Origin of the sequence: Dermabacter sp. p3-SID358, from assembly GCF_025147465.1 — a bacterium.
In the GTDB taxonomy this organism is placed as follows: domain Bacteria; phylum Actinomycetota; class Actinomycetes; order Actinomycetales; family Dermabacteraceae; genus Dermabacter.
In genome coordinates this window covers 83,024-107,223 of the sequence record NZ_JALXOZ010000004.1, presented here as the reverse complement: position 1 = coordinate 107,223, position 24,200 = coordinate 83,024, and the positions used below count along the sequence as shown (strand labels likewise).

The 24,200-nt window shown below is 62.6% G+C and carries 25 protein-coding genes; 9 read left to right on the top strand and 16 right to left on the bottom strand.

Features of this window, described 5'->3' with window-relative positions:
- Nucleotides 1-8: 8 nt before the first annotated feature.
- Genes cydB through M3B90_RS03300 form a run of 4 tightly spaced genes read left to right on the top strand, consistent with a single transcriptional unit; the run spans nt 9 to nt 5,829 of the window.
- Entirely contained in the window at nt 9-1,097 is a 1,089-nt protein-coding gene (gene cydB, locus M3B90_RS03315) for a cytochrome d ubiquinol oxidase subunit II (protein ID WP_259888625.1), read from the top strand.
- A 7-nt stretch (nt 1,098-1,104) separates the two neighbouring features.
- Complete coding sequence (gene cydD, locus M3B90_RS03310) at nt 1,105-2,823, top strand: thiol reductant ABC exporter subunit CydD (protein WP_259888624.1); 1,719 nt, start codon at nt 1,105-1,107, stop codon at nt 2,821-2,823.
- The gene (gene cydC / locus M3B90_RS03305; RefSeq protein ID WP_259888623.1) at nt 2,820-4,670 is read left to right on the top strand and encodes a thiol reductant ABC exporter subunit CydC; all 1,851 of its coding nucleotides are present in this window, start codon (nt 2,820-2,822) and stop codon (nt 4,668-4,670) included. The genes cydD and cydC overlap by 4 nt, the downstream gene beginning before the upstream one ends.
- Nucleotides 4,648-5,829 (top strand): sensor histidine kinase, encoded by a 1,182-nt coding sequence (locus tag M3B90_RS03300; RefSeq protein WP_259888622.1) that lies wholly within the window; start codon nt 4,648-4,650, stop codon nt 5,827-5,829. Before cydC ends, M3B90_RS03300 begins: the two co-directional genes overlap by 23 nt.
- A gap of 15 nt (nt 5,830-5,844) precedes the next feature.
- On the opposite strand, the gene M3B90_RS03295 is transcribed toward M3B90_RS03300, so the two are convergent.
- A complete protein-coding gene (locus M3B90_RS03295; protein WP_259888655.1) occupies nt 5,845-6,435 on the bottom strand; it encodes a response regulator transcription factor in 591 nt (196 codons plus the stop codon).
- A gap of 405 nt (nt 6,436-6,840) precedes the next feature.
- On the opposite strand from M3B90_RS03295, the gene M3B90_RS03290 reads away from it, so the two are divergent.
- Both M3B90_RS03290 and M3B90_RS03285 read left to right on the top strand, forming a co-directional pair.
- Complete coding sequence (locus tag M3B90_RS03290) at nt 6,841-7,191, top strand: type II toxin-antitoxin system RelE/ParE family toxin (protein ID WP_259888621.1); 351 nt, start codon at nt 6,841-6,843, stop codon at nt 7,189-7,191.
- 5 nt (nt 7,192-7,196) lie between these two features.
- Nucleotides 7,197-7,502 carry a helix-turn-helix domain-containing protein gene (locus M3B90_RS03285; RefSeq protein WP_259888620.1) on the top strand — a complete coding sequence of 102 codons (306 nt, stop codon included), beginning with the start codon at nt 7,197-7,199 and terminating at the stop codon, nt 7,500-7,502.
- A 37-nt stretch (nt 7,503-7,539) separates the two neighbouring features.
- On the opposite strand, the gene mutM is transcribed toward M3B90_RS03285, so the two are convergent.
- From mutM to M3B90_RS03255, 6 genes are read right to left on the bottom strand one after another with little or no spacing between them, the layout of a single operon-like run.
- Nucleotides 7,540-8,502, bottom strand: coding sequence for a bifunctional DNA-formamidopyrimidine glycosylase/DNA-(apurinic or apyrimidinic site) lyase (gene mutM, locus M3B90_RS03280; RefSeq protein WP_259888619.1), 963 nt, complete (start codon nt 8,500-8,502; stop codon nt 7,540-7,542).
- Nucleotides 8,503-8,509: 7 nt separating this feature from the next.
- On the bottom strand, nt 8,510-9,259 hold the full coding sequence (gene rnc / locus M3B90_RS03275; protein WP_259888618.1) for a ribonuclease III: 750 nt from the start codon (nt 9,257-9,259) through the stop codon (nt 8,510-8,512).
- Complete coding sequence (locus M3B90_RS03270; RefSeq protein ID WP_259888617.1) at nt 9,256-9,879, bottom strand: DUF177 domain-containing protein; 624 nt, start codon at nt 9,877-9,879, stop codon at nt 9,256-9,258. Before M3B90_RS03270 ends, rnc begins: the two co-directional genes overlap by 4 nt.
- Nucleotides 9,876-10,391: a pantetheine-phosphate adenylyltransferase gene (gene coaD, locus M3B90_RS03265; protein WP_259888616.1), complete on the bottom strand. Its 516-nt coding sequence runs from the start codon at nt 10,389-10,391 to the stop codon at nt 9,876-9,878. The genes M3B90_RS03270 and coaD overlap by 4 nt, the downstream gene beginning before the upstream one ends.
- 9 nt (nt 10,392-10,400) lie before the next feature.
- Nucleotides 10,401-10,982 (bottom strand): 16S rRNA (guanine(966)-N(2))-methyltransferase RsmD, encoded by a 582-nt coding sequence (gene rsmD / locus M3B90_RS03260; RefSeq protein ID WP_259888615.1) that lies wholly within the window; start codon nt 10,980-10,982, stop codon nt 10,401-10,403.
- Nucleotides 10,983-10,984: 2 nt separating this feature from the next.
- Nucleotides 10,985-13,234 carry an ATP-dependent DNA helicase RecG gene (locus M3B90_RS03255; protein WP_259888614.1) on the bottom strand — a complete coding sequence of 750 codons (2,250 nt, stop codon included), beginning with the start codon at nt 13,232-13,234 and terminating at the stop codon, nt 10,985-10,987.
- A gap of 214 nt (nt 13,235-13,448) precedes the next feature.
- Here M3B90_RS03255 and rpmB point away from each other — a divergent pair, with 214 nt between their 5' ends.
- Nucleotides 13,449-13,640, top strand: a complete 192-nt coding sequence (gene rpmB, locus M3B90_RS03250; protein ID WP_065247957.1) for a 50S ribosomal protein L28 — start codon at nt 13,449-13,451, stop codon at nt 13,638-13,640.
- Nucleotides 13,641-13,788: 148 nt separating this feature from the next.
- On the opposite strand, the gene M3B90_RS03245 is transcribed toward rpmB, so the two are convergent.
- From M3B90_RS03245 to M3B90_RS03235, 3 genes are read right to left on the bottom strand one after another with little or no spacing between them, the layout of a single operon-like run.
- Entirely contained in the window at nt 13,789-14,439 is a 651-nt protein-coding gene (locus tag M3B90_RS03245; protein ID WP_311199930.1) for a class I SAM-dependent methyltransferase, read from the bottom strand.
- 18 nt (nt 14,440-14,457) lie between these two features.
- Nucleotides 14,458-15,486, bottom strand: coding sequence for a thiamine-phosphate kinase (thiL, locus tag M3B90_RS03240; protein WP_259888612.1), 1,029 nt, complete (start codon nt 15,484-15,486; stop codon nt 14,458-14,460).
- Nucleotides 15,487-16,578: a GNAT family N-acetyltransferase gene (locus M3B90_RS03235; protein ID WP_259888611.1), complete on the bottom strand. Its 1,092-nt coding sequence runs from the start codon at nt 16,576-16,578 to the stop codon at nt 15,487-15,489.
- Between the two features lie 66 nt (nt 16,579-16,644).
- Between M3B90_RS03235 and M3B90_RS03230 the strand changes: the two genes are divergently transcribed.
- Nucleotides 16,645-17,175, top strand: coding sequence for a DUF3515 domain-containing protein (locus M3B90_RS03230; protein WP_259888610.1), 531 nt, complete (start codon nt 16,645-16,647; stop codon nt 17,173-17,175).
- An 18-nt stretch (nt 17,176-17,193) separates the two neighbouring features.
- Here the strand turns inward: M3B90_RS03230 and M3B90_RS03225 are convergent, their stop codons facing one another.
- From M3B90_RS03225 to leuC, 5 genes are all read right to left on the bottom strand, one after another.
- Nucleotides 17,194-18,294, bottom strand: a complete 1,101-nt coding sequence (locus tag M3B90_RS03225) for a D-alanine--D-alanine ligase family protein (RefSeq protein WP_259888609.1) — start codon at nt 18,292-18,294, stop codon at nt 17,194-17,196.
- Between the two features lie 48 nt (nt 18,295-18,342).
- Entirely contained in the window at nt 18,343-18,921 is a 579-nt protein-coding gene (locus M3B90_RS03220; protein WP_259888608.1) for a hypothetical protein, read from the bottom strand.
- A gap of 33 nt (nt 18,922-18,954) precedes the next feature.
- Nucleotides 18,955-20,271 (bottom strand): UDP-N-acetylglucosamine 1-carboxyvinyltransferase, encoded by a 1,317-nt coding sequence (gene murA / locus M3B90_RS03215; RefSeq protein ID WP_259888607.1) that lies wholly within the window; start codon nt 20,269-20,271, stop codon nt 18,955-18,957.
- A gap of 117 nt (nt 20,272-20,388) precedes the next feature.
- Entirely contained in the window at nt 20,389-21,000 is a 612-nt protein-coding gene (gene leuD / locus M3B90_RS03210; RefSeq protein WP_259888606.1) for a 3-isopropylmalate dehydratase small subunit, read from the bottom strand.
- A 32-nt stretch (nt 21,001-21,032) separates the two neighbouring features.
- Complete coding sequence (leuC, locus tag M3B90_RS03205) at nt 21,033-22,469, bottom strand: 3-isopropylmalate dehydratase large subunit (protein ID WP_259888605.1); 1,437 nt, start codon at nt 22,467-22,469, stop codon at nt 21,033-21,035.
- Nucleotides 22,470-22,615: 146 nt separating this feature from the next.
- On the opposite strand from leuC, the gene M3B90_RS03200 reads away from it, so the two are divergent.
- Entirely contained in the window at nt 22,616-23,335 is a 720-nt protein-coding gene (locus M3B90_RS03200; protein ID WP_259888654.1) for an IclR family transcriptional regulator, read from the top strand.
- A gap of 27 nt (nt 23,336-23,362) precedes the next feature.
- On the opposite strand, the gene M3B90_RS03195 is transcribed toward M3B90_RS03200, so the two are convergent.
- Complete coding sequence (locus M3B90_RS03195; RefSeq protein ID WP_259888604.1) at nt 23,363-24,181, bottom strand: universal stress protein; 819 nt, start codon at nt 24,179-24,181, stop codon at nt 23,363-23,365.
- Nucleotides 24,182-24,200: the final 19 nt, after the last annotated feature.

Genomic DNA, 24,200 nt, shown 5'->3' with positions numbered 1-24,200 from the left:
AGACAATCATGGAAGCAACGTTCCTACAGACCCTGTGGTTCATCCTCGTCGCAGTGCTGTTCCTCGGCTACTTCGTTCTCGAGGGCTTCGATTTCGGCGTCGGCATGAATGTTTTCGCACTCGGCAAGGGTGACGAGAAGCGTAAAAACCAGATCCTCACGACCATTGGCCCCGTGTGGGATGCCAACGAGGTGTGGATCCTCGTGGGTGGCGGTGCCCTCTTTGCGGCCTTCCCCGAGTGGTACGCGACGATGTTCTCGGGCTTCTACCTCGCGCTCATCATCATTCTCGTGGCACTCATCGTGCGCATCTGCGCGTTCAAGTACCGCAACAAAGTCGAGAGCGCATCCTGGAAGTTGGCGTGGGACATCTGCCATTTCATTGGCGGTCTCGTTCCGGCCCTGATTTGGGGCGTCGCTGTGGGCAACATCGTGCGCGGCGTCAACATGGAGGCGAATGCCGGAGGTAAGAGCGTCGTCACTGATTCACTCTTCGACCTTCTCAACCCATTCGCTTTGCTCGCTGGCGTTGTGTTCGTGCTCCTTTTCTGGCTGCACGGCACCCTTTTCCTTGCACTGCGCACAACTGACGGAGTGCGTGAGGACGCAAATAAGCTTGCGGGCATCATCGTGTTCCCCACGATCCTTGCAGCGGCAGCATGGGTCCTTTGGGCCCAGATCGCTTACTCGAACAACGCGTGGACGTGGATCCCGCTCGTGATCGCGGCTCTCGCCCTCATCGGCGCACTCGTCCTCAACCGGGCTCGCCGCGAGGGCCTCGCGTTCACCTCGACATCCGTAGCTATCGCCTTCGCGACGGTCATGGCCTTCGGGGCAATTTTCCCGAATGTGCTCCCCGCGGCTAATGATCCTGCGCTCTCACTGACCGTCATGAATGCCTCGAGCACCGAGTACACTCTTCGCGTCATGACGATCGCAACGGTGGTCCTTCTGCCAATCGTTCTCGCCTACCAGGCTTGGGCCTACTGGGTGTTCCGCGCGCGTGTGACTGGCGAGGGTTTCCCGGCCGCCCACGCGGCGAACCTCGCACGAAAGGCGAAAGAGGGCTACCGCGAAGCCTTCAACACGGAAAGCTAAAACACTTTTGGCAAAGCGACAGCCTCCACTTGATCCGAGACTCCTCCGCCACGTCTCTAGCGCTCGCGCGCATGTTATTCGCACCGTTGTCTTGGGCCTCGTGGAGGCTGTTTGCGCTATTACAACCGCATGGTGTGTGGCTTCGCTCGGCGAAGCCCTCCTCGCGGAACGAACGTGGCCGCATGAGAATCCTCTACCGCTCGCGATCCTCACAGCTGCGCTTCTTTTGCGTGCCTGTGCAGTGTGGTACACGCAAGCCACGGGACATCGTGCGGCTACGGACACGATTGGTGAGCTCCGGCGCGCCGTTGTCGAGAAGAACGCCGCTCTCGGTCCACGCGGGCGAGCGAATCAAGCAGCGTCGACCGCGACCCTTGCCACTGCGGGTCTCGAGAACTTGCGCCCCTACCTCACGGGCTACGTTCCCCAACTTGCGCTCTCGGCGACAGTTACCCCGCTCGCGCTCATCGCGATCGCCGTGTGGGACCTGACGAGCGCAGTCGTCGCCTGCATCGCTCTCCCCCTGATCCCGATCTTCATGATCCTCATCGGGAAGATGACAGAGGGGTCCTCGGCGCGCTCCCTCGCAACGATGCGCAACCTGTGGTCGGAGACCCTTGATCTGGTCGAGGGTCTTCCCACGCTTCGGGCTCTCGGACGTTCCAAAGGCTCCGAGAGGATCGTCGCGGATCTCGGCGCTCGCCACAAGAAGTCCGCGATGACAACCCTCGCGTGGGCGTTTCTTTCGAGCTTCGCTCTCGAACTGATCGCCACCCTTGGGGTCGCGCTCATCGCGGTTTCGATCGGCCTTCGTCTTGTGAGCGGCAGCATGGAGCTTTTCCCCGCAATCGCCGTTCTCGTGCTCGCGGCCGAGGTGTACCTCCCTTTGCGCCTCGTGGGCCAGCAATTCCACGCGTCAACCGACGGCCTCGCCGCCGTCGATGCCACTTTCGAGGTGCTCAACGCTCCCACGGTCGGGGAGGCGGAACGAGGCGAAGGTTCACAGTGCCCGGCTACTCCCGATCTTTCGACCTCAAGCATCGTTATCCAGAACTTGAGCGTCGCCGGACGTGAACGGCTCGCACCCGCCGACCTCACGTGCACGATTCACCCAGGTGACATCACTGCGCTGCGAGGTGCGAGCGGGGAGGGCAAGTCCACGTCGATCGCGGCAATCCTTGGTCTCCTTGCACCTACATCGGGGTCCATCGCCTTCCTCGCTGCCGATGGCGCCGTTACTCCCCTGGAAGCAGTCGAGAAAGAAGGCCTGTGGGCGCAAATCGCGTGGCTCCCGCAGCGCCCGGTCGTGGGGCCAGGCGCTCTCAGAGAAATTCTTGAACAGGCGCTTCCCACGGGTATTGAACCGGCGAGTACGGAAGCACATGACCTCATCGAGGGTGCCGCGCGCGCGACGGGCCTTCACACGCACGTCGTTGGCGTGCACGGTTGGGATGTCGAACTCGGCCGCGGCGGTACCGGGATTTCCGTCGGTCAGCGCCAACGCGTGGCTCTGACGGCTGCACTCCTCGAAGCGAAGCCCTTCGTGATCCTCGATGAACCGACCTCTCACCTCGATGGGGAGAGCGAAGCGATGATCGTGCGTTTTCTCGAGACTCTGCGCGAGCGTGGCTCGAGCGTACTCATGACCGCCCACAGGCAGGCGCTTCTCGATATCGCGGACCAGGTCATCGACGTGCACGCCGAAGATGCGGCGGTGGTCTCGTGAAGTTCTCGACCCGCGCTCTTACGCGAATGCATGAGCTCATGGAGATCGGCCCGCGCCAACTCACCGCGGCGGTCGCGGCGGGCACCGCAACCCTCGGGAGCGCTTTCGCCCTCGCCGTGGTCTCCGGTTACCTCATCACGAAGTCATGGACGATGCCGCCTGTCCTCGACCTCAGCGTTGCCGTCGTTTCCGTACGCGCGCTAGGTATCTCCCGCGGCATTTTCCGTTACTTTGAACGTCTGCTCACTCACGATGCAGCCCTCACCGGAGTTTCGCGCCTGCGTACCAACGTGTACGCAGGTCTCGCGAGCGCGCCACCTGCGATCGCTGGGCGACTGAAGCGCGGAGACCTGCTCGCGCGTATAGGCGATGACGCCGAGGACATGGCAAATGATGTTATCCGCGCGGTTGTTCCGTCCCTCGTCGCTCTCTTCATGGCGGTTGCCGTACTCGCGACGATCGCCCCCTTCTCTCCCTTGGCGGCACTCGCGATGCTCGCGGGGCTAGTCTTCGCCACTGTGATCGCGCCGCTCCTCGCTTTCCGGGCAGCCTTGAGAACCGAGCGCGATCTCGTCGAAGCACGCGCCCACCTCAATACGCTTTCTCTTTTCGCTCTCGATTACGCCGATGTCCTGCGCGTCAAGGGCCAGTGGCACGACACTCTCGCCGACTTCGAAGCAGCGCAGACCCGCTTCGATAAAGCGCTCGACAGGGCAGCCATTCCCTCCGCATTCGCGCGTAGCAGCACCCACATCGCGATGATCCCCGCACTTCTGGGGTCGATCCTCGCCGCGGGCGGCGTGTACAACCTCGAGACCTCGGGTGTCCTCGGGGGTTTCATGGGCCACTCTGCCGGCATTATCGGCGTCATTATCCTCGCGCCCCTGTCAAGCTTCGAAGCGGCGTCAGTTCTTCCGCAAGCAGCGAGCCAGCGCGCCCGTTCGATCGTTGCAGCCGAACGTCTTGCGGCGCTTGATCCGGGGAGCGCTCCCGTTGCCTCGTCACTCGAGACTCAGAGGAGCTCGAGCGTGCGCGATGCTCTGCGGGCTGCGAGTGAAGAGGCGCAGTCTGCTATCGAACGCCCGGCAACCGTCGGAACCGCGAACAATGCCGCGGTCCCCGCACCGGTACGCCACGAACGCCCAGCGCCTGCCGCGCTCACCGCTAGTGCACTCACAACCGGATGGAGTGCTGATCGCCCGCTCGCCCACGACCTGGAGCTGAACTTTTCCCCTGGAAGCCGCGCTCTCGTGTACGGCGCCTCGGGGCGGGGAAAATCGACCCTTGGTCTCACCCTCGCTGGTCTCCTCAAACCTCTGAGCGGCGAAGTGGCCTACGGCGACGTTCCTCTCTCCTCGCTTGATTCGGCTCGGCTCGCCTCTTGCGTGACGTTTTTTGCGGAGGACGCTCACGTGTTTGCGACGAGCGTGCGGGAAAACCTTCGCGTGGTGCGGGGCGACTTGACGGATGAAGAGATCACCCACGCTCTCGCCCTCGCGGGCCTTGATTCGTGGTTGGCCGCTCTACCCGCCGGGCTCGACACGATCCTCGGAAGTGGCGGCGAGGATGTTTCCGGAGGTGAGCGACGAAGACTGTTGCTGGCCCGCGCAATCGCGCACGGCAGCCCCGTGACGATCCTTGACGAACCAACCGAGCATCTCAACCTCGATCTCGCTTCCGAGCTCATGGAGGGTATCCTCACCCCCGGTAGGTTTTTCGCCGAAGATGCCGCGGTCATCGTCATTACACACGACCAGCGCTTCAGGAATGCGGGCGCAAGCGTGATTGACCTCGATGATCTCGGCACGAATGAAGGGAGCTGCCATGTCGAACGCCACGCGAATTAGCGAGCTGACGGCGGCGGTGCTTAATGCCGAGGACCCGGACGATCTTCTCGATCTTCTGGCCGACACGGCTTTCGACATCCTCGCCCCGGACTCGCTTCTTGTACTTCTCCCGCTCGACGATTCAACGTGGGTATGCGAGCTCGCGCGCGGGCGTTTCGCGGGCGAACTACTCGGCACCTCCGTGTCACATGCGTCGGGAGATTCCGACTCGGCGCGCCTGCCGTTCGTTCTCGACTACGACTCCCCTGAAACGCTTGAGAAGCTCACGTGGGGCGACCTCACGAGGGCTCTCGCCGGCGAGCGGCTCGGCGATGACGAGATTGTGCACTCTGAAATCTCGGCGTTTCCCATCGATGCCGGGGCCGCGCGCCGGGGCTTGCTCGTGGCCGTCCGGTTGACGAGTGTGGGGTCCGACGCCAGCTCGGCCTTCACCGAGGCCGAATCCGTGAGCGCCGCTTCGCTCGCCTCCCTGTTTTCATTCGCGCTTAATGGCGCAACTGGAAGAAGCGCAATCGAGGACGATCTCAACAATGAGCGCAACCGCATCGCTCGAGACCTTCACGATCTCGCCATCCAGGAGCTTTTTGGCGTGGGAATGCAGCTCGAGACCGTCATGGCCCAGGCGGCTCGCTTTCGCGAGTACTCCGACGAGGGACCCGTCGCAACGAGCCTGAAGGATTCGGTTGCGGGCATCGAGCGCTCCATTGCGGAGATTCGCGGGATTGTTCAGTCGCTGCGCAACGAAACCGTTGACGTGACGCTCTCCCAGCGGCTTCGTCACGAATGTGGACTCGCTATCGCGGGTCTGGGCTTTGTGCCTTCGCTTCAGCTCAATGCACCGATCACCTCGCTCGATGCGATCGAGGGTGAACTCAAGGAAGACGTCGTTGCGGTCGTCAAGGAATGCCTCGCGAATGTTGCGCGCCACGCTCACGCGAGCGCCGTATCCGTGAGTATCACTCTCTTCGACGAAGGCGTGGATACGGTCATCCAGGTGAATGTAAGCGATAACGGGCGTGGAATCGACCCGAGCATCACGCGTCGATCGGGGCTGGCAAACATGGGAGCGCGAGCACGTCGTCACTTGGGCTGGGTTGATTTCTACAGTCTCGACCCAGGCACGATGGTGAGCTGGCGAGCGACGCTCGGCGTCTCTTAAACCGAAGGGGCGGTACTACTTCCAGTCGGCACGACGGCGTGCAACGACCCACGCGGCTACTTGAGTACGGCGCTGGAGGCCCATCTTGTGAAGGATGCCAGTGATGCGATTCTTGACGGTCTTTTCGGCAACGCCGAGTTGATCCGCGATCTCGCGATTGGCGAGGCCGTCGCCGATGTACTCCACGATGCGTCGCTCAACCGCGGAGAAATCGAACTCCTCTTCGCTCGTTCCTCCCGCGGGCCACGCGGTTTCTCCGTTCGCGACATTGATGATCGTCGAGATAATTTCGTTTGAGCGAACTGACTTGAGAAGGAGACCGGAGGCGCCTGCCGCGCGGGATTCTCGAATCGCTGCTTCGTCATTGAACGACGTGAGAACGAGCATCGTCTGGTTCTCGTTTTCTTTGCGGGCCGCGTTCATGACGTCAATGCCCGTGCCGTCGGGAAGCTGGAGGTCCGTGACGAGGATATCGGGCTGCACTGCGGGGAGCCGACGCTTGGCTTCGCTCACGGTGCTTGCTTCAGCGACAACGCTGAGTCGCGCATCTGCATCGATGACGGCAACGATGCCGCGACGCACAACTTCGTGGTCATCGACAATCATGACGCGGTACTGTTCGCCGCTTACTTCGCTCACGCGCTACTCTCCAGTTCGGTTGTTCGAGGTCGTCACAGTCACTAACAGGACATCTTAGCCGAACAGGGACCAAATGCCCCGACGAAACGGCAAGTCGTACGCATATGCGGTTTACCCGGTCTGAGAAACGAGGATTGCCATATGTCAACGACACTCGGTGCCGCTGCGGCTCGGAGTTGCTGCATTCGTGGAAGCTTCCGCCGTGGGCGGTCATCACGATTGGTGAGACGGGCTGGTTGCCCCTTTAACGTGTTGAGCGCAGGCGCTGGCAATAGGGGCAGTAGTGGCTCGATTGGCACTCAAGCCGCGTTACCTGCATTCATCAAGGACCCCACTTCCATCACAGAACCTCCAAGGTCTATACTCGATCGCGTGTGGACCGTTGACATCAGTTTGATCGTCGATTGGCTAAAGACGCTTGATCGCGACTCACGAGAGCAAGTGGTGGCGGCAATCGAGCTCCTAGAAGCGCATGGCCCGCAACTCGGGCGTCCACTTGTGGATACGGTGCGGGCTTCACGTCATCGCAACATGAAGGAGCTCCGCCCAGGGTCGTCTGGACGCTCCGAACTGCGAATTCTGTTCGCTTTCGACCCAAAGCGAGCAGCGATCATGCTGGTCGCCGGCGATAAGGCAGGGAACTGGACCCGCTGGTATAGGAAGAACATCCCCTTGGCCGACGATCTGTTCGACGAACATCTTCACAGATTGAAAGGTGAGTAGCCGACTTGAACACGACACTGAAGGACTTCCTCGACGAGTATCCCGTGGATCGGGAACGAGTTGAGGAGCACAAAGAGCGAATGCTTGCCGAAGTTCGGGCTTACCGTCTTCGCGAGCTTCGGGAGCAGCAGGGCCTCACCCAAGCTGAGCTAGCGGAGCGGATCGGCGTTGGCCAGCGCCAGGTCTCTAAGATTGAGCGAGGAGACCTTGAAAATGCAAAGGTCGGCACGATTCGTCGATACCTCGAAGCCGTTGGCGGCGGGCTCGCTATCGAATATGTCTCGGGCGACGAACGAGTTCAGGTCGCCTGAATTTTTCGGTGCAGCCGCGGCCCCGCCAGTCGCACATTTAGCGCGCGCGCTGGCAGTAGGGGCAGTAGTGGCTCGAGCGGTTCTGGAATTGGACTCGCACGAGTGGCCGGCTGCAGCGCGGGCACGGGGTGCCGTGCTTTCCGTAGGCGTTGAGTGAGCGCGCAAAGTATCCGCTCCGCCCGTCAACGTTGACGTAGAGCGAATCAAAACTCGTTCCACCCACCTCGAGGGCACGCTGCATGACACCTCGGCACGCCGTGAGCAACTCGCGAATCTTTCTACTCGAGATCCCACTCGCGGGCCGTGCATAGTGGAGCCGCGCCTCCCATAGCGCCTCGTCGGCGTAGATATTGCCCACGCCGCTCACGGTGCCCTGGTCGAGGATGACCGCCTTGATGGGGGACTTTCGCGTGCGTATGCGACGAATGAGGCCGGGCTCGTCGAGCGCGGGGTCTAGGAGGTCGCGGGCGATGTGCGCAGCGCTCTCGGGGATGGCTGGAAGATCCGTGCCGACACCAGCCGCGAGACCATCCGGTGTGGGGACAAGAGAACTCACGTGCATGCCGCCGAAGATTCGCTGGTCGAGGAAATCGATCCGGGTGCCGCCGGTCATGTGCACACGGATCCGCAGGTGCCTCTCCGGGTCGCTTGCTGGTCCTTCTCTTAGCGGCAGTTCTGACGCTTGCGCGGATTGAGTGCTCTCCCCCGCGTAGACGCGAAGCTGACCGCTCATTCCAAGATGCATCACGAGGGCCTCACCGATTGAGCTCGGGCTCGACGTGGTGCGGCGAGCGTCGGAAAGGGGCGCCCAAAGAAACTTTCCCCTTCGCGCAACCTCCCGGATTTCCCGTCCCTCGAGCGTGCGCACGAAGGCTTCTGCGCCGCCCGCGTGGCGCTTGAGCGAGCGTTCCTCGCGCACTTCAACGCGCTCGATCACGCGGCCGACCACAAACGGCTCGAGGCCGCGTCGCACAACCTCGACTTCGGGAAGTTCGGGCATGAAGCGCCTAATCCTCGAACATCGTGAAGGTTTCGCCGCGCGCGCTGTAGTAGCCGAGAACGGCGCAGCGGGCGGCCTCCATTTCGGCACCTTTCTTGCTCGTGCCCTCGCCCGTGCCCGCGAGCGAATCGCCTACGCTTACGTGCGCTCGGAATCGCTCGGCATCGCCTTCGGTCCACTCCTCGTAAGTGTAGGTAGGAACGGCGCCAAGGAGCGCACCGATCTCCTGAAGCCGGGACTTGTAGTCGAAGGCGCCGAGCATGAACGTGTCGTCGTCGAGAATCGGTGAGAGAAGCTCGAGCACAAACACGCGCGCCGCTTCCGCGCCAAGACTCAAGTGCACGGCGCCGATGATCGCTTCAACTGCATCCTCAAGAACGGAATCGCGATCGCGCCCGCCCGTAAGCGCCTCGCCCTTGCCGAGCTTGAGGTACGCGCCGAGGTTGTGTAGTCGTGCAATGTGCGAGAGGGCACGCGTACTTACGACCGTCGAGCGCCGACGAGAGAGCGATCCCTGGGGCGCATCGGGAAAGGCGCGGTAGAGATGATCAGCCACAGCGAGGCTCAAGACGGCATCGCCGAGGTATTCGAGGCGCTCGTTTTGCGGGCACTCATCGTGCTCGAAGCTGTACGAGCGGTGCGTGAGCGCGAGGTCGAGCAGATCGGGATCGAGCTCGCCTTTGAGCGGAAGCGAAGCGATCAGTTCCGAGCGATCCTCGAGGTGGGGAACTGCCTTCCGTTTGCTCTTGCGGCTCACTCTTCGCCGCCTTCGCTTTCCTCATCGTTCTCGAGAAAACCGGCGAGCGCGGCGAACCGCGGGTCGTACACCACGTGTTCGTGTTCCGGATCCTCCTCCATGCGCATTCCGCACTGTGGGCACAGGCCCGGGCAGTCCTCGCGGCACAGCGGCTGATAGGGCGCGGCCATCGCGAAGGCATCGTGCACGAGAGGACCGAGATCAATCACGTCGCCCTCGAGAACGGGGACGTCTTCACCTTCGAGCTCCGCGGGAACCTTCTCGGGATAGGTGAAGAGCTCGTCGAAACGCACATCGAGGTGTTCCTCAATGGGGTCGAGGCAGCGCGAACATTCGGCGTGGACGTCGGCGCTCGCCGTGCCCGTCACGTAAATTCCTTCGTCGACAGATTCGAGGCTCGCGTCGACCTCGATCTCGTCTCCGGGCTTCACGGCGAATTCCGGGTCACCCACGGGCTGTTCGGATGAGGCCGTACGGGTGATGCTTCGCTGCGAGCCGATTTTATGAATGAGATCGACCGCGTCGATCTCCAGGTCGAGGCCCGCGTTGAACGGCTTCTCGGCCTGGGCCTCTTTCTTGCTGTGGAGGCGCTCTGGGCGCCGGCCCTTCGTATCGGTCATGACTGCTCCTTAGAGTCTGCGGCGGAATGGGCATGTGCGGCCTCGAGGGCGCGAGCGGAAGGGTCGGGAAGATATGGCGTGATATCGCCACCGAGCGCGTAGATCTCGCGCACGAGCGAACTTGACACATGCGCGAGTGCGGGATCGGTCAGCAGGAAGAGCGTGTCGAGCAAGCCGAGATCCATGTTGGCGCGTGCCATGGATTCTTCGTAGGCGAGGTCCTGGGCGTTCCTCAGCCCCTTGACGAGGTGGGTCGCGCCGAGCTTCTTCGCGCCATCCACGAGGAGGCCAGCGGGCAGTTTCTCAACGCTCGCCCTACCGGCGAGGCCCTCGCTCTCGAGGGTCTCACGGATCGCCTCGCAGCGCGCGTCGAAGGGGATGCGCGCATTCTTATGGGGATTATGGGCAACGGCGACAATTACGCGATCGCTGAGCGCATGCGCGCGTCTCACGAGATCGAGGTGGCCGAGCGTGAACGGGTCGAATGAGCCCGGAATGAGCGCGGTGAGCATGCGTTAAGCCTACCGGCTCGCCTCCGTGATCGCTGGGTCGAGGTAGGTGAAGTATTCGACTCTCGTGTCGCCGAAATCGCGGTGTCCTTCATCCACGAAGTGCGCGGGTAGCGGGGTCTTCTCGCTACGAGCGGAGCGTTCGAGAACGATCGTCGCCTCGTCGGCAAGTTGGCCCGCCTCGCCTAGCCCTGTCACAAGGCGCGCGAGTTCGCCCGTCGCAACGGAGTAGGGCGGGTCGGCAAACACGAGGGCGAAGGGCCCTTCGGGCCGCGGTCCGACGCTTGCCTGGCCACATTCGACCCTGAGAGCACACTCGATGCCGAGCGTACGGGCGGCCTCGCCGATCGCTTTCGCCGTTGGGCGATGAGCTTCGACGAGAACGGCGAAGTCCGCTCCGCGGGAGAGCGCCTCGAAGGCAAGAGCGCCGGTACCCGAGAAAAGGTCGAGCACCGAGGCACCTTCGATGACTCCCCAGGCGTCGAGCCTCGAGAAGAGTGCTTCACGCACGCGGTCGCTCGTGGGTCGCGTGCGATTCGTGGGAGGCGATGGCACGGGGCGTCCACCGAGCCTTCCAGCAATGATGCGGGGCATGATCAGCTCCTTTCGAGGTCGTCGACACCGCGGGTGCTGTGGCGAGCGATCGCGGCATCGAGCGCGTCGAGTTCGCCCGGAGTAGGCGGTTCGAGGCTACTCGTCGTGAGGGAGCCGCGTGCAAGCGCCTCGGTCACAAGCGCATCTTCGCGGGCTTCGAGGATCATGCGCGCGTCGCGGCCCACATCAAGGAACCGCACGGCAACGGAGGTGCCTGACTGGATATCTCCCACGAGGTCGCCACCGCCGCGACGCTCGAGATCAAGCTCGGCGAGGGCAAAACCATCCGTCGTCCCCGCAAGTTCCGTGAGCCCGGCGTGCTGCGCGCTCCCCCGCCCAAACTGCGTCGCAAAGAACGCGATGCCGGGCTGCTCCCCGCGCCCGATACGACCGCGAAGTTGATGGAGCTGAGCGAGACCAAAGCGTTCGGCATCGAGCACGATCATGACGCTTGCGTTCGGAACGTCAACGCCTACTTCGATCACGGTGGTCGCGACAAGCACATCGATCTCGCCGGCGGCAAAGGCCTCCATCCGCTCGCGCTTGAGGTCGCTCGATAGTCTGCCGTGGAGTTCCTCGATACGGACAGGTTCGAACCCCGGTTTCGCACGAAGTGTCTCGAGCGTCGGGGTCACTGCGTGGAGAGGGTGGTCGATTCCGAGGGAGAGCACGGGAGGGGCGCCAGACGCTTCGACTTCACCGACTTCAGCCGCCTCATCTGGGTCGATGCGCGGGCACACGACAAAGACCTGGCGTCCCGCTCGGATCTCTTCGAGGGCGCGTTCCCACATGCGCTCACGCCATACATCGTCCCCGAGGGGAACGACGAAGGAGGAAACGTCGGCGCCTTCGCGCGGACGTCCCTTGAGCGTGAGCGAATCGAGGTCGCCTACGAGAGCAAGAGCCGCCGAACGGGGAATCGGCGTCGCTGTCATGACCATCATGTGTGGGCGAAGCTCCCCCGGCCCCTTCATGCGGAGCTGGCGACGGTGATCCACGCCAAAGCGGTGCTGCTCGTCGATGATCACAAGGCCGAGCTTCAAGAAATCAACGTTGTCGGTCAAGAGTGCGTGAGTACCCACGGCGATTCCTGCTTCGCCGCTCATAAGATCGAGAAGGCTCTCTCGGCGCTCGGAGGCTTTCTGTGCGCCCACGAGGAGCCTCACTCGCGTAGCCGCCTCATGTGCATCGAGGTGCCCGCGGCGTGCAAGATCACCGAGCATCGTCGTGATTGTGGAGTAGTGCTGGCGGGCGAGAACTTCTGTTGGAGCGAGGAGCACAGCTTGGTAGCCGGAATCAACGGCGCGAGCCATGGCCCGAAGCGCAACGACAGTTTTTCCTGAGCCCACATCGCCCTGGAGGAGCAGCGACGTGGGATGCGACTCGGCGATCCGCTCGGCGATCTGCTCCCCAACCTCCTCTTGCGACGGCGTGAGTTGAAAAGGGAGGCGCTCGTCGAGGGCGCGGCTGAGGGCCCCGTACGTCGCGAGGGCCGGCGCGGAATCTGCGACATCCTGCGCTCGCCGCCTTGCGAAGATCGACTGGATGATGAAGGCCTCCTCGAAGCGGAAGTACCTCAGGGCACGCTCGACATCCTCACTTTCGTGGGGTGCGTGAAGGAGCCGCGCAGCTTCGTGAATGCTCGGCAAGTTGCGCTCGCGCCTGATCGCCGCGGGGATCACTTCGCGAAGGTCGCTCGCGTGTCTCAACGCCTTGGCGAAAACCGCGCGCATGAGCTTCTGCGTAGCCGAGCCTCGAAGGGGGTACACGGGAGCTGGCTCGAGCGCCTTCGCAATATCGCGCTCTTCCTCCGCAGAAGGGTTCTCCGCGAGAAGCACGTAATCGGGGTGGGCGATTTGGTTCTCACCTCGATACCGCGAAACGGTTCCACTCACAAGGACCCGCGTGCCCTCGCGTAGGCGGCTCATGTGCCAGCTCACGAGGTGGGCCTTGAAGAGGAAGAAGGTCAGTTGGATGCTCTCTCCCTCGTCATCGCGCACGCGCACGTCGAGGAGGGTCCCCCTGCGGTTTTTCATCGTGCGCTCGCGCGTGCGCTCGACGGTCACGATCACGGAAATGTCTTCGCCCTCGCTCAAGTGTCGAAGGTCGCGAAGGGGGCCGGGCGCGGCGTACCGGCGAGGCGGAATCCGCACGAGGTCTTCGAGGTCACGTGCCCCGAGCCCGCGCGCGGCAGCACTCTCCTTTGGAGTGAAGAGGCCTGCGGGGAAACCGTCGGCCTTCGCCTGAACCACGCATGCTCCTTCCGCGCCGCCGTTACTCACCGCATTCTCTCACGCCCCGCGGTGCGGTGTGGCTGACTACACAGGGGATATAAGCGGGCCCCTATCGCTCTTCTCGCGCGAGTGGGCTATGCTTTTGGGGTTGCCCAGCGCTACGCGGCTCGACTCGCTGCATGAGCCTCGGCGCACAAGATCAAGTACGTTAGCGATTATTCAGGAGAACACCGTGGCTTCCAAGTGTGACATTTGCGCCAAGGGCCCGAGCTTCGGCAAGAGCGTTTCCCACTCGCACCGTCGCACCTCGCGCCGCTGGAGCCCCAACATCCAGTCCGTGCGCACCGTGATTGGCGGCACCCCGAAGCGCCTCAACGTGTGCACCTCGTGCCTCAAGGCCGGCAAGGTTCAGCGCGCCGCCTGAGCATCCGGGCACTGCCCGAGCGAATACTTATGAAGGGACCTCCCCTCGGGGAGGTCCCTTTTCGTATTCCTCGACGCGTACGCTTCTGCGCGCTGACACCTTCCCCCACCGAGATCACCGGAGGAACCACACAAACGGCAGGGCTCACTTATTCGGAAGCGGGCTTCGGGGAGATCACGACCGCAAATCCCGGATCTTCGCTCGCAGGCCGAAGATCCCATGTCGAAAAGACCTGCGGGTCATCGAAACCGGCCGCGGAGGCATCCGCGACATAGCTCTCGAGCGAGTACCCGCGTGCCGTACCAAAGCCTGAAACGAGGCGACCTCCGGGGCTCAGTAGCCTCGCGAAGTTCTCGAGCACTCGGCGCCTATCGCTCTCGGCGATAAAGGAGACGACGTTGCCCGCCGCGACGATGACGTCGAAAGAACCGAGGAAACCCACCCCGAGAATCTCGCAGGATTCCGCGAGATCGCCCGTGAACCACCGCGGCCCGGGGGATGTTCGCTCGGCGTGTGCCACGAGAGTGGGGTCGAGGTCAATGCCCACAACATCGTGCCCACGCTTAGCGAGTTCCGCGCCCACGCGGCCTGTTCCGCTTCCGGCATCGAGAATCCTCGCGCCACGCGGCGCGAGTGCATCGATCAACCGCGCCTCGCCATCGATATCCTTGCCCTCCTCTCGCATACGCTCCCAGCGTTCGATGTACCACTGAGAATGATTCGGGTTGCGCTCGAGGTTGCGGGTCCACTGGGACTTTCCGGGCGATCCGGGTGCGGGATTTGTCGGCATGATCGGCATGGAAGGCATTTTCCTACCCTAAAGGGAAAAGTGGTCCCAACCATGCAGCGCAAGCGGGGAGCCGTCGAGCACAACGCCGCCCTCGCCCTCGCATGCATTCACGCGGCCGATTTCACGAAAGTCGGCGCGCACCTCGGCGCTGTTCTTCCATATCTGCGCGGGGAAGGTCGCGAGCATGAGGTGTTCCTCCCCAGAGCCGAGAACCCACTCCATGGGGTCCACGCCGAAGGCTTCGGCGAGAGGCGCGAGGAGAGCGCGATCGTTCTCGAGCGCCGCGCGCGAAAGGTCGAGATTCACTCGGCTCGCACGGGCAATCCGATTCGCGTCGCGCACGAGGCCGTCCGAGATGTCGATCATCGCGCTTGCTCGGCGCCCCGAGCCCCATCCCGCCGTGATGGCGGGTTCGGGCGCAAGGTGCCACGAGAGAGCGCGTTTTGCGAGGCGCGTAACCTCCTCTCCCAGGGCATCGAGGTCGGGCAAAGTACCGTCGGACTTCCCAAGTACCTGAGCGAGACCAGCGCTACTGAGCCCGAGCACCTCCCCACCCACGGCGAGAACATCGCCTGCCCGTGCACCCGTGCGGAGAACAGCCGTGCCGGGCGCTGAAAGCTCACCGATGGCCGTAATCGAGATCGTAAGGTCGCGCGCAGTACCGAGATCCCCGCCGACGACCGAAGCACCGACTTTGCGAGCTTCCTGCGCGATTCCTTCGGCAATTCCTTCAAGAATCTCGATCGAAGCGTCCTTGCTCGCGAGGACGGTCGTGAGCAACCAGCGAGGCTTCGCCCCCATCGCTGCCACATCTGCGAGATTCTGCACCGCGGCCTTGCGGCCTATGCTCACGGGATCGGAAATCCCGAGGATGAAGTCGTAGCCCTCAACCATGGCATCGGTCGTGAACACGAGCTCGCCCGAGGCGCGCACGACGGCGCAATCATCGCCCGGGGCGACGACGATATCGTCATCGTGTTGCTCAAAGAACGGGAAAATTCGGGCGAGAATGCCCGATTCGCCAAGTTCGCCGAGGCTCCGTTCGTGCTCCGGCACTCAGATCTCCCTGAGCTTGCCTTCGAACGCGAGCTCTTTCGCGACCGCGCGATAGCCAAGGCGTTTGTTCACAGCATTCATGTGCGTGTTGGTGTGGTTCGTGTAGGTGCGGATCACATCAACTTTCGGCGCAGTCTCGGTCAAAAGGCGATGCGTCATGAGCTTGAGCGCGAGACCAAGGTTGTGGCCACGATGCTCGGGCATCACAACGGTAATGGCCTGCTCGGCAAGCCGCGAACCATCCTCGCGAAACATCACGTACGAGGTGCCAGCAAAAGTTCCGTTCGGGGCGAGGGCGGCAGCTGTAAGGCGTTGATAGCCACGCGCGGCACTTCTCGCTTCGATCTCACGCACTCGCTCCTCGTCGTACTGGGGCGTCTCGAGCTTGGAGTCCTCGTTCGGCGCATCAGTACCCATCTGATTGAGCAGCACGCACCATTGCTCCATGTGCTCTTCCGGCACATCGCCTTCCCACGTAATGATGCGGTACTTGCCAAGAGAGGCCTCAACCTCGACGTGGAGATCCTCAACGAGGTCACGATCGAGTGGGAGTGAAACAGTGCTCACGACCTCCGTGGCGACCTTCTTGAGCCCGAGCCGGGCCGCAATCCTCGAGGCAGGAAGTTCATTTTCCTCCTGGGTCGAATCCACGTGGGCGAGTGCGTAGCCAAAACCTTTCGGGCGAGCCTCGCTCTTGATGATTTCCCGGAGAGCATCCGTGAGCATCGTGCCGATGCCCTTGCCTCGCCACGCGGGATACACGACAAGGTCGATCTCTTGTGCGTCGGTGTTCTCGATAAGCGGGAGCTCAAGCTCGGCAAGACCCGCGATCATTCGGGCGCCTTCGAGACTCTCGACTTCCGCCACGATCTGGTATGAACGCTTTTGGTCGCTGTCCTCGTGTTCCACCCGAAGCTCGGCGGGTGTACGACGCTCGTGGGAGCCACAATATTCTTCATCGAGAACGCGGTAAAGATCCCAGTACTGCTTCAATTCAGCATCGCTCGAATGATCGAGCATACGCACCGTGACATGCGGCCCTTCGGGGAAAAGCTGCTCGGTGCGGGGCGTGAGTGCGTACTTCTCGCTCATGGTCACCAAGATTATCAGCTTTCGTCCAGGCACTCACTCTTCGGTCAGAGAGTTAGGGTGGTGTTCATGATTCGCACGCCCTCGGTTCTGGCACCCCTGCGCATCACTCGCCGCGTAATCGCCAGTGTACTCGCACTAGGGAGTGCCCTTTCGCTGGTCTCGTGCGCCGGCGTAGCTGTGCCAACACCAGAAGCCGACCCCGCGAATCCCCTGTGCGCGGAGGTCATCGTGGCGCTTCCTGACGTGCTTCTTGGCCTCGACCGCAGTGAAACCACGGCTCAGTCAACAGCCGCGTGGGGCTCCGGCGGTGCCACGATCGTGCTTCGATGCGGCGTTACCCCTCCCCCGCCCACAACCGACCTATGCACGACAATAGCCTCGCGTAACGGCACGGAGATCGACTGGATCGTCAAGGAAGACGACAAACGAGGGGTCGTGCACATGACGACCTACGGCCGCGAACCCGCCGTTGACCTCACCATTCCTCGCGAGGTTGCGCCGGATCAGCCGAGCGCCGCGGCGATCGATCTCGCGGGCCTCATCTCGCAGATTCCGCAATCGGGAGGGCGCTGCCTCGCATTCGAGGACTTTGAGTAGGGCACGACACGATCGCGCCTAGCGAAGCCCCACGCTGCGCTCGAGAGCATTGTCGATCAGGCACCCAATAAGGTCGGTGTAGGAGAGCCCCATGTTTTCCCACAGCACGGGGAACATCGAGATTTGCGTGAAGCCCGGCATCGTGTTGACCTCGTTGACGATGACCTCTCCAGCCTCGGTCACAAATACGTCCACGCGCGCGAGCCCCTCCAATTGGAGTGCCTTGAACGCTTGCGCGGCTACCTCACGTACCGAGGAAATATGCGCCTCGGGGATCGATGCAGGGATATCGATAGTGACCGTTCCCTTGCCGAAGTACTTCGATTCATAATCGTAGAACTCGAGATCACTACCGATCACGACCTCACCGGGGAGGCTCGTGCGCGGCTCCTCACCGCGCACACCTTGAAGCACGCCGCACTCAACCTCGCGACCTTCAACACCCTGTTCGATGAGAACCTTTGGGTCGAAGCGGAAGGCCTCCTCGAGCGCGGAGTCAAGTTGCTCGAACGCCTCCACCTTCGTGACACCGAAACTCGAGCCCGCACGAGCAGGCTTCACGAAGAGCGGGAAGGTGAGCCCAGCGATGCGTGCGTGAAGATTCTCGCGCGGCTCGCTCTCGTGCGCCACGATGCCTCGCGCGACGTTGAGTCCCGCACCCTCGAGGATGCGCTTCGTGAACTCCTTATCCATCGACACGGCCGAGGCGAGCACGCCCGAGCCAACGTAAGGGACATCCCACAATTCGAAGAGGCCCTGGATCGTGCCATCCTCGCCGTATGGGCCGTGAAGAAGCGGAAACACCGCATCGATATCGGCAAGGTGCTCTATGCGCCCACCTTCACGCACGACGCGCAGCTCAACCTTTCCCTGACCGAGGCGCGACTGCTGGAGGATGATCTCGTCGCCCGAGTCGGGAACGTGCGGGGCAGCACCATTCTTAATCTGCCAGTGCTCGGGATCCCCCGTCACCTCGACAAAGCGTCCCTCGCTCGTCACACCAATAGGCACGACACTGAAGCGAGAGCGATCAATCTGGCGAAGAATTCCACCTGCAGTGACGCACGAAATGCCGTGTTCGCTCGAGCGACCGCCAAAAATCAACGCGATGGTGTGCACGTGGGCTCCTCTATTCAAATCGAACCGAACGCGAAAGCAGCGCGCTCGTCACTTCCGCAATGTGAGCTGGCGATTGCGGCGGATACCGCGCGTGAGACCCGCGCGGCGAGGCTTACCAGCCGTGAGCTGCGCGGCCTCGCGGCGTCGCAGGGTCGCAGGAGCGCGCTTGGCGAGCGTGTGGATCGCCGAGGCGTGCATCATGCGACGCGGCCCGAAAGTGAGGCGGCCCCGAATAGTGCGGTACTTGACCGCGGTCGTGATGCGCACGAGGTCGCCCCCGGGTTCAACGGCAACACCGATGCGGATCGTGAGCGCGGGGGTGTCATCGACGATGAGTGCTTCCGAACCCACAACCTCACTCACAAAGCGCTCACGCTCGGGCGGGGGAACGAGGTCGAAGAGCCGAATGATCTCATCGCGCACGGCACGCGCTCCGCGGGATGAGAGAGTCGCATTCTCGTGCGAAAAGATCGCTTCGGCCCACACACGCGGATCTGGTTCATCCACGCCCTTGGTAGGCACGATCACCACATCGCAGTAGTCCGGCAGCGGGATTTCGCGAAGCGCGAGCGAGGTGTACCGCTCCTGGGACGCATCGCTCACGTGCACGGCAAGATTCTCGTTCACCGGTGACTCCTCATCTCGCGCGTTGATCGGTTCTCACTCTTCCCAAAACTCGGCGCCGAGCTTTGTGAGCTTGTCCCTGAACGATTCATAGCCTCGATCGATGAGGTCGATGCCGTGAATTTGCGAAGTGCCGTCGGCAGCGAGCGCCGCAATGAGGTAGCTGAACCCGCCCCTGAGATCCGGGACCGTGATCTCCGCGCCCTTGAGCGGACGCGGGCCGTTCACAACCGCCGAGTGGTTGTAGTTGCGCTGGCCGAAGCGGCAACGCGAGCCGCCAAGGCACTCGCGATACACCTGGATCTGCGCACCCATGTCGTTGAGCGCGCTCGTGAAACCGAGGCGGTTTTCGTACACGGTTTCGTGGACGATCGAGATTCCATGCGCCTGCGTGAGGAGCACAACGAGCGGCTGCTGCCAATCGGTCATGAAGCCAGGGTGGACGTCGGTCTCGATCGCTGCGGAGGAAAGCCCTTCGCCCGTGTCGTAGAACCGAATGCCGTCGTCATGGATGTCAACGCCGGCACCAATCTTGCGCAGAACATTGAGGAACGTGCCCATGGCCTTCTGCTCGGCGCCGCGGACGAACACGTCGCCGTGGGTCACGAGCGCGGCGCACGCCCAGCTCGCGGCCTCAATGCGATCGGGGATGCAGCGGTGTCGGTAACCGTTCAGTTTCTCGACTCCTTCGATCACGATCGTGCGATCTGTGCGAAGCGAGATAATCGCGCCCATTTTTTGGAGCACCGCAATGAGGTCCTCGATCTCGGGCTCCACCGCCGCGTTTTCGAGCTCAGTGATCCCTTGCGCGCGCACGGCTGTGAGGAGCACCTGCTCTGTCGCGCCGACGCTCGGATATTCGAGGCGAATCTTTGCGCCACGAAGCCCATCGGGCGCCGTGATGTAGATACCGTGTTCACGCTTATCGACATGCGCGCCAAAATTACGCAGAACGTCGAGGTGGTAGTTGATCGGACGAGTGCCGATGCGGCAGCCACCGAGATCCGGGATCACAGCTTCGCCAAGACGGTGAAGCAGGGGGCCGCAGAAAAGGATCGGAATTCGTGAGCTCCCCGCGTGGGCGTCAATGTCGGCCACGTGCGCGCGCTCGACGTTAGACGGGTCCATGTGAAGCGTGCCCGCCTCCTTATCGCGCTCGATCTTGACGCCGTGCACGCTGAGGAGGTCGCTAACGATCCTCACATCGCTGATATCAGGAACACTCGTGAGGTAGCTTTCGGTCTCGCCCAGGAGCGCTGCAACCATGGCCTTCGAGACCAGGTTCTTCGCACCTCGAACGGTGATTTCACCCTCGAGCGGCTTCCCGCCACGCACATAGAAGCTTGAGGTCATAGTGGAGTTGATTCCCTTTCCGGGCCGAGCCCACAGGTAACCGTCTCACCATACCGAACAGCCCTTTGAAAAGAACTGCACACGCGCCCGTGTACGCCGAGGGCGCAATATCGCCCGCTATCGGCTATCGGCAGTGAACGCGGGAAGGGTCTTCGGGAGCCACGAAGGGCGGCGCTTCTCGAATTTAGTGATGTCCTCTTCGTGGCGCAAAGTGAGACCGATGTCGTCGAGCCCCTCCATGAGACGCCAGCGGGTGTAGTCGTCGATCTCGAATGAGAAGGTCGAATCAGCAACCTCAACCACGCGGTTTTCGAGGTCAACGGTGATGTCGGTGCCCGGCGCGTTTTCGAGGATTTTCCAGATCTGCTCGATGTCGGATTGGGCGAGAACTGCGGCCACGAGGCCCTGCTTGCCAGCATTTCCGCGGAAAATATCGGCAAAACGGCTCGAAAGTACGGCCTTGAAGCCGTAGTCACGAAGCGCCCACACCGCGTGTTCGCGCGAAGAACCAGTGCCAAACTCCTCACCCGCAACGAGCACGGAGCCACGTGCGTACGGCTCGCGGTTGAGTACGAAGTCCGGGTCCTGGCGCCACGCGCTGAAAAGGCCATCGTCGAAGCCCGTCTTCGTCACGCGCTTGAGGTACACGGCGGGGATAATTTGGTCTGTATCAACGTTCGAGCGACGCAGCGGAACGCCTACGCCTGTGTGCGAGATGAACTTTTCCATGGTGTGAGTCCTTTCCTAACGTCCGTGGGCACTCAGACGAGCACCACGGCGTCGGTTTCTCCAAGATTGTCAAGATCAGCGGGCGACGAGAGGGTTCCGCGCACGGCGGTCGCTGCCGCCACAACTGGCGACACGAGGTGGGTGCGTCCACCCTTGCCCTGACGCCCTTCGAAATTACGGTTCGAGGTCGAGGCCGAGCGCTCACCAGGAGCTAGCTGGTCGGGGTTCATGCCGAGACACATCGAACACCCCGCATTTCGCCATTCGGCGCCGAAGGCGAGGATGTCTTTGTCGAGCCCTTCGGCTTCCGCCTGGAGGCGCACGCGCGCCGAACCCGGAACGACGAGCACCCGAACGTTCGGGGCCTTCTTGCGCCCTCGAATCACCTCGGTGAAGGCGCGAAGGTCCTCGATGCGGCCGTTCGTGCACGAGCCCATGAAGACCGTGTCGACGCGAATATCCTTGAGCGGAGTACCCGCCTCGAGATCCATGTATTCAAGCGCGCGCTCACATGCAGCCTTCGAGTTCTCGTCGGCGAAGTCCTCAGGCGAGGGGACGTTGCTCGTGAGCGGAAGCCCCTGACCGGGATTTGTGCCCCATGTGACGAACGGTTCGAGTTCATCGGCATTGATCACGACCTCGGCATCGAAGACCGCGTCGTCATCGCTCCTCAGGCTCTTCCAGTACTCGACTGCCTCGTCCCACGCCTCCCCCTTCGGCGCGTGGGGGCGACCCTTGACATACTCAAATGTCGTCTCGTCGGGCGCGATCATGCCCGCGCGGGCGCCCGCCTCGATCGACATGTTGCAGATCGTCATGCGGCCCTCCATCGAAAGGCCCCGAATCGCTTCACCGCGGTACTCGAGAACGTAGCCCTGACCGCCGCCCGTACCGATCTTTGCGATGACCGCGAGGATGATGTCTTTTGCGCTCACTCCGGGTTTGAGCGAGCCCTCCACGTTGATCGCCATGGTCTTGAAGGGCTTGAGAGGCAGGGTCTGGGTGGCGAGCACGTGCTCGACCTCAGACGTGCCAATGCCGAAGGCGAGCGCGCCAAACGCGCCGTGGGTCGAGGTATGCGAGTCACCGCAGACGACCGTGATGCCAGGCATCGTGAGACCGAGCTGCGGACCCACGACGTGAACAATGCCCTGGTCAACGTCGCCGAGTGAGTGGATGCGTACGCCAAACTCCTCGGCATTCTTGCGCAGGGTGTCGATCTGGGTGCGGCTCGTGATGTCGGCAATCGGCTTATCGATATTGACGGTCGGCGTGTTGTGGTCCTCCGTCGCGAGCGTCTGGTCAACGCGGCGAGGCTTACGCCCTTCGAGGCGTAGCCCTTCGAAAGCTTGGGGCGAGGTCACCTCGTGAAGAAGGTGGAGGTCGATGTACAGAAGGTCGGGCTCGTTTCCTTCGCCCTTGCGGACGACGTGGTCCTGCCAAACCTTTTCCGCGAGAGTTCCCGCCATGTGTATGACTCCTCGATCGTTGTCTCCCCGCGTCACCCCTTCTGTGAGGGCGCGCGACTCGTTGAGTCCAAGTTTCACGGACGCCCGAAGGTGAAGCGTTCGCATTTCAAATCTCGAGACGCTAGTCTTAGTCCATGAACATTCAGATGGAAGAGGGAAGCGGCGTTGGCGTCATCGACAAGGCCGCCACGGTACTTGGGGCGCTCGAAGCAGGCCCCGCGACGCTCGCGAATCTCGTGAGTACAACCGGCCTCGCACGCCCCACCGCACACCGTCTCGCGGTCGCACTCGAACATCACAGGCTCGTCGCGCGCGATATCCAAGGGCGCTTCATTCTCGGCCCGCGCCTGACCGAGCTCGCCGCAGCTGCTGGCGAAGATCGCCTCCTTGCCTCCGCTGGCCCCGTCCTCGCCGAGCTTCGTGACCACACCGGCGAATCCGCCCAGCTCTACCGCAGGCAGGCCGACCACCGAGTATGTGTTGCCACGGCCGAACGGCCTAGCGGCCTTCGTGACACGGTCCCCCTTGGCTCCACTCTCACGATGCGCGCGGGATCCGCCGCGCAGATCCTTCTCGCGTGGGAGGAGCCCGACAGACTTCACCGCGGCCTCCACGGTGCGCGGTTCACCGCCTCGATGCTGTCCGCTGTGCGACGTCGCGGGTGGGCCCAAAGTGTGGGTGAGCGAGAGTCGGGCGTCGCTTCCGTGAGCGCGCCGGTGCGAGGCCCGAGCGACCGTGTCGTTGCGGCGCTTTCAATTTCGGGCCCAATTGACCGCATGACACGACAGCCAGGGCGCGTGCACGCGGCCTCGGTGATCGCCTACGCAGAAAAGCTCAGCGAGCTCGTGCGTCAGACTGGGGGATGACCGCCTCCCCCAAAGGAGTGGGAGGGTCTATCGCCGCTCGAGCCACACGGGGGTATTCGCGTACTGCAAAAATGCGGTATTCGACACGACGGGCTGCCGTTCGAGCTCGTCATTCTTACCGCGCGCGTTCGCGACGATCAGGCGTGTACCCTCGCTGCGCTGAATGAGCTCCTTCGCGGTGTGCTGGCGACCGTACTCGGTGATCTCGACCTCAACCGCGGGCGCAACCGCGCGCAAGTATCGCTGCGCGCTTTCGAGGATTCCCGCCCATTGTTCTTCGGGGATCACGATCGACGGAATCACTCGCACGCCTGTACCGTAGATCTTGGCGAACTCAGCCGCGCGGTCGAGGGCTCGCTCAAAAGCCGTTCCGCCGTCGTAGAACACCGCGACGGGGCCATCAGCGGCAATGTCGCCGCGGACAACGACAATCGAGCACTTCGAACGTGTGAGCAGTGCCGAACTCGTCGAGCCCACGATGAGCGAAAGGAAGCGCCCGAGCCCACGTGACCCTACGACGAGCGCATCCGCGCTCTCCGACTGCTGAATCAGGACATCAACGGCGCGACCGTCAACGATTTGGGTCGTCACTTCGCAGCCGGGCGCAACCTCATACGCGATCTGCGCAGCCTCATCCAGCAAGCGCTGCGCCGCAACCTTGAGGCCCGAACCGCTCACGCCAGGGACAGGGTCGACATCAACGCCCATGAGCGGCCACACGAAGGCATGAACAAGATGCAGGGGCTTTTTGAGAGCGAGCGCGTTTCGCGCGGCCCAACGGATTGCGTGATCGGATTCCTCAGTGTCCTCTACGCCGACAACGATGCGGCCTTCATTTGCACTCATGGTTTTTCCTTCCACGGCC

What these genes read in the sequence shown, in the direction of transcription:
- cydB (WP_259888625.1), top strand. Translation starts at nt 9, where the DNA reads ATGGAAGCAACGTTCCTACAGACCCTGTGGTTCATCCTCGTCGCAGTG.
- M3B90_RS03300 (WP_259888622.1), top strand. Translation starts at nt 4,648, where the DNA reads ATGTCGAACGCCACGCGAATTAGCGAGCTGACGGCGGCGGTGCTTAAT.
- M3B90_RS03295 (WP_259888655.1), bottom strand. Translation starts at nt 6,435, where the DNA reads ATGATTGTCGATGACCACGAAGTTGTGCGTCGCGGCATCGTTGCCGTC.
- mutM (WP_259888619.1), bottom strand. Translation starts at nt 8,502, where the DNA reads ATGCCCGAACTTCCCGAAGTCGAGGTTGTGCGACGCGGCCTCGAGCCG.
- M3B90_RS03270 (WP_259888617.1), bottom strand. Translation starts at nt 9,879, where the DNA reads ATGACCGATACGAAGGGCCGGCGCCCAGAGCGCCTCCACAGCAAGAAA.
- coaD (WP_259888616.1), bottom strand. Translation starts at nt 10,391, where the DNA reads ATGCTCACCGCGCTCATTCCGGGCTCATTCGACCCGTTCACGCTCGGC.
- rsmD (WP_259888615.1), bottom strand. Translation starts at nt 10,982, where the DNA reads ATGCCCCGCATCATTGCTGGAAGGCTCGGTGGACGCCCCGTGCCATCG.
- M3B90_RS03245 (WP_311199930.1), bottom strand. Translation starts at nt 14,439, where the DNA reads ATGCCGATCATGCCGACAAATCCCGCACCCGGATCGCCCGGAAAGTCC.
- M3B90_RS03235 (WP_259888611.1), bottom strand. Translation starts at nt 16,578, where the DNA reads ATGAGCGAGAAGTACGCACTCACGCCCCGCACCGAGCAGCTTTTCCCC.
- M3B90_RS03230 (WP_259888610.1), top strand. Translation starts at nt 16,645, where the DNA reads ATGATTCGCACGCCCTCGGTTCTGGCACCCCTGCGCATCACTCGCCGC.
- murA (WP_259888607.1), bottom strand. Translation starts at nt 20,271, where the DNA reads ATGACCTCAAGCTTCTATGTGCGTGGCGGGAAGCCGCTCGAGGGTGAA.
- leuD (WP_259888606.1), bottom strand. Translation starts at nt 21,000, where the DNA reads ATGGAAAAGTTCATCTCGCACACAGGCGTAGGCGTTCCGCTGCGTCGC.
- leuC (WP_259888605.1), bottom strand. Translation starts at nt 22,469, where the DNA reads ATGGCGGGAACTCTCGCGGAAAAGGTTTGGCAGGACCACGTCGTCCGC.
- M3B90_RS03200 (WP_259888654.1), top strand. Translation starts at nt 22,616, where the DNA reads ATGGAAGAGGGAAGCGGCGTTGGCGTCATCGACAAGGCCGCCACGGTA.
- M3B90_RS03195 (WP_259888604.1), bottom strand. Translation starts at nt 24,181, where the DNA reads ATGAGTGCAAATGAAGGCCGCATCGTTGTCGGCGTAGAGGACACTGAG.